General features: G+C 68.5%; 2 protein-coding genes and 1 pseudogene. All 3 read left to right on the top strand.

Going from position 1 to position 3,035, the window contains the following annotated elements:
• Positions 1-229 (top strand): annotated as a pseudogene (locus ACZ6O2_RS36415) (hypothetical protein); the annotation flags it as partial.
• A gap of 598 nt (positions 230-827) precedes the next feature.
• Positions 828-1,235, top strand: a complete 408-nt coding sequence (locus tag ACZ6O2_RS36410; protein ID WP_466026204.1) for a hypothetical protein — start codon at positions 828-830, stop codon at positions 1,233-1,235.
• Between the two features lie 333 nt (positions 1,236-1,568).
• A complete protein-coding gene (locus ACZ6O2_RS36405) occupies positions 1,569-2,798 on the top strand; it encodes an IS110 family RNA-guided transposase (RefSeq protein ID WP_466026203.1) in 1,230 nt (409 codons plus the stop codon).
• Positions 2,799-3,035: the final 237 nt, after the last annotated feature.

The raw sequence follows: 3,035 nt of genomic DNA, 5'->3' as shown, positions 1-3,035 counted from the left end.
TCAACAGCAGCATTCAACGCTTCTCGATCCTGAACTCGCCCTGTCCGGCGGACTTGCTATGAGCCGCTGGCCTCAACTCACCCTGACAGACAGGGACCAGGCGGTCGCCACCCAGCTCGACCTCTCCCTGCGAACCCTGCAACGCCGCCTGCGCCACCTGATGGATCTGGCCGGAGCTCAGAGCCGGATGCAGCTCGCTTGGTACGCCGTACGTCACGACTGGACGTGACGGGACAGCAGCCCCGGGAGGGACACGTTACCTTCTGAGACCATCCGGGTGTGGTCTTCGCCGAGGGAGCGGCGCCGGTCGACCAAATCCGCAGCAGGGCGAGTTGTTCCGACTCTGCCGCTGACCGGGGCGCCCAGGGGCAGTGCGCCGCTGGACTACGTGTCCCGCGAGAACTGGCTCCATGCGATTCACGGTCAGGAGCCCTCTGGGCCCGCACATCAACAACCGCTCCACCAGGTCGCCGTTCCCACCCACCAGCGCACCACCGAGGCCAGCCTGGTCCGCCGCCTTGAGGCGGCGCACCGCCGCAACCAAAGAACTCACCCGGCAGGTCGCCGAGCTGCGAGAGCAGCTTCAACCGCCCATGGCGCGCTACGTGACAGTCGAGCAAACGACCGGTCGACGCCGGTTCTCAAGCGACGGCTGGCCAGTCCGTGGCTGAGGCCGCGATATCAACACAGCGCCAAGTCACTCTGCGTGAACGCTGATGAAGGTCGCTTGCCCCGGCGGTGCACGGATCTGTCGATGAGCGGGCATCGATCGAGGTGGTGTCACTGCCTTCGGCCGCCGGCCGGCCCCTTGGGCCTACCCTCCCGGTATGACGGGCGCCGTGGCACCGAAGGCGGGCATGACGATCAGCATCCGGACACGACGCGATGTCGTCGTGGTGGACCCGGACCGGTTCTTGGCCGCAGCGCGGCAGGCGCTGCGCGACCGTCACCCGGGTCTTACCGGCGCCGAGGCAGCCGAGGTGGTGGCCGACGTTCACGACGCTGTATATGCCTTGCTAGATCGGGACGGAGCCCTCGCCGCCGACGCCGTGGACGGCGAGGCAGTCGGCATCGGTGGACTCCTGCCTGGCACTCGGGTCAGCGACCGGCCGGACGGTCTGTCACCCGCCGGTTGGCTGCAACAGGTGGTACTCGACGATCCGCAGCCACTGCAGGACTATGGCTGCTTCCTTCCCGCGGATCCCTTTGCGGTGCCCCCTATCCGGGGCGGTTAGCAGCAACGCTTGTCAGGCGCCACAGATAACTGAACGAGCACAGCGGCATGCGCACGCTCACTGCGCAGACTCTTCCTGTCGGCGGTCTCGTCGGGCACCGTGTCTGGTGCCGGCGATCTCGGGTCGTCGGCGCACCTGGTCCCCACCGGGCCACCGCCTCGTCCGCTCGACCGTGAAAGGTCCGGCATGAGTTCCGCGGGGCCCGGTGGTCCCAGGGCACGTATGACTGGCGACAGGGCTGCGCGCCGTCGAGCGCCGATCAGTGAGCGACCGGCTTGCGTGTCCTGAGACCACTGGGTGCCCACCTGCTGCTGCAACAGCAAGGAGGACACTATGAGTGTCGGACACCACCGGTCGATGCGTCGACCCACTGCGGGCATCGACTGGGCCAGTACCGAGCACGCCCTCGCGATCGTCGGCCCCGACGGTGTCGAGGTTCAACGGATGCTCGTCGAGCACACCGCTGCGGGCCTGCGGAAACTGCTGCGATGCCTGCAGCAAGCCGCTGTGCTCGAGGTCGGTATCGAACGCCCCGACGGGCCCATCGTCGAGACCCTCCTCGACGCGGGGCTCACGGTCTTCGTGATCGCCCCGAACCAGATCAAGCACCTGCGCCGCCGCTACGGCGCAGCCGGCAACAAGGACGACCGCTTCGATGCCTACGTCCTGGCCGACACCGTCCGCACCGACCACCATCGCCTGCGTCCCCTCACCGTCGACTCTCCCGCGACACTCACCTTGCGGATGACCGTCCGCGCCCGCAAGGACCTCATCGCCGCCCGCGTCGCGATGGCCAATCAGCTCCGCGCCCACCTCGAACACGTTTTGCCCGGCGCGATCGGGCTGTTCCGCGACATCGACTCCGCCATCACCCTGAGCTTCCTCACCCGGTTCCCGACCCAGGACAAGGTCGACTGGCTGTCGCCACGCAGACTGCAGAACTGGCTGCGCACCGTCTCCTACCCCAACCCGGCACGAGCCGGGCTGCTGCACGCCCACCTGGTTGCGGCTACCCGCGGGACCACCGGTCCTGAAGCCACCGCCCGAGCGCACGTCACCGCTGCGTTGGTGGCCGGGCTCACCGCCCTGCGGGAACAGATCAACGCGCTGGAGGAGCAGATCGAACTCCAACTGCTGCAGCATCCCGACGCGGCAGTGTTCACGTCCCTGCCCCGAGCAGGGATCGTACGAGCAGCCCGGCTTCTGGCGGAGATCGGCGACGCCCGCGGCCGCTTCCCGACGCCGGAGGCACTCACCTGCCTGGCCGGCGCCGCGCCCTCGACCAGGCAGTCCGGGAAGGTAAAAGTCGTCGGCTTTCGCTGGGCCGTCGACAAACAACTCCGCGCAGCGGTCATCGACTTCGCCGGCGACTCCCACCACGCAAACCCCTGGGCCGCCGACCTCTACCGGCGGGCCCGGGCTCGAGGCCATGACCACCCCCACGCCACTCGAATCCTCGCCCGCGCCTGGCTGCACGTGATCTGGCGCTGCTGGCAAGACCGCGTCGCCTACGACCCCACCCGCCACCGAGCGCTGCAGGCCGTCCTCGCCTCCGCCGCTTGACACAGGGCTACTCATGCCGCCGACCGTGCGCGTCGGTCTCCTACGCCTCGTTACCGTGGGTAAACGGACGGGCGAGGCAGGTAACCAAAGGCGTGACGGTCGAGGCGGCGTCGGACTCGCGAAAGTCGATACGGTGGGATGTCCTAGTGCCGCATCAGGCAACGTTTGCCCCGTGACGACGCGCCGCGCGGGGTGCTGGTCCGGGCGGCGTGGTGTCGTCAGGCTGTCCGGGTGGTG

It is taken from the genome of Micromonospora sp. NPDC048040 (assembly GCF_055587185.1).
This window is presented reverse-complemented; position numbering and strand designations above follow the sequence as displayed.

What these genes read in the sequence shown, in the direction of transcription:
- ACZ6O2_RS36405 (WP_466026203.1), top strand. Translation starts at nt 1,569, where the DNA reads ATGAGTGTCGGACACCACCGGTCGATGCGTCGACCCACTGCGGGCATC.
- ACZ6O2_RS36410 (WP_466026204.1), top strand. Translation starts at nt 828, where the DNA reads ATGACGGGCGCCGTGGCACCGAAGGCGGGCATGACGATCAGCATCCGG.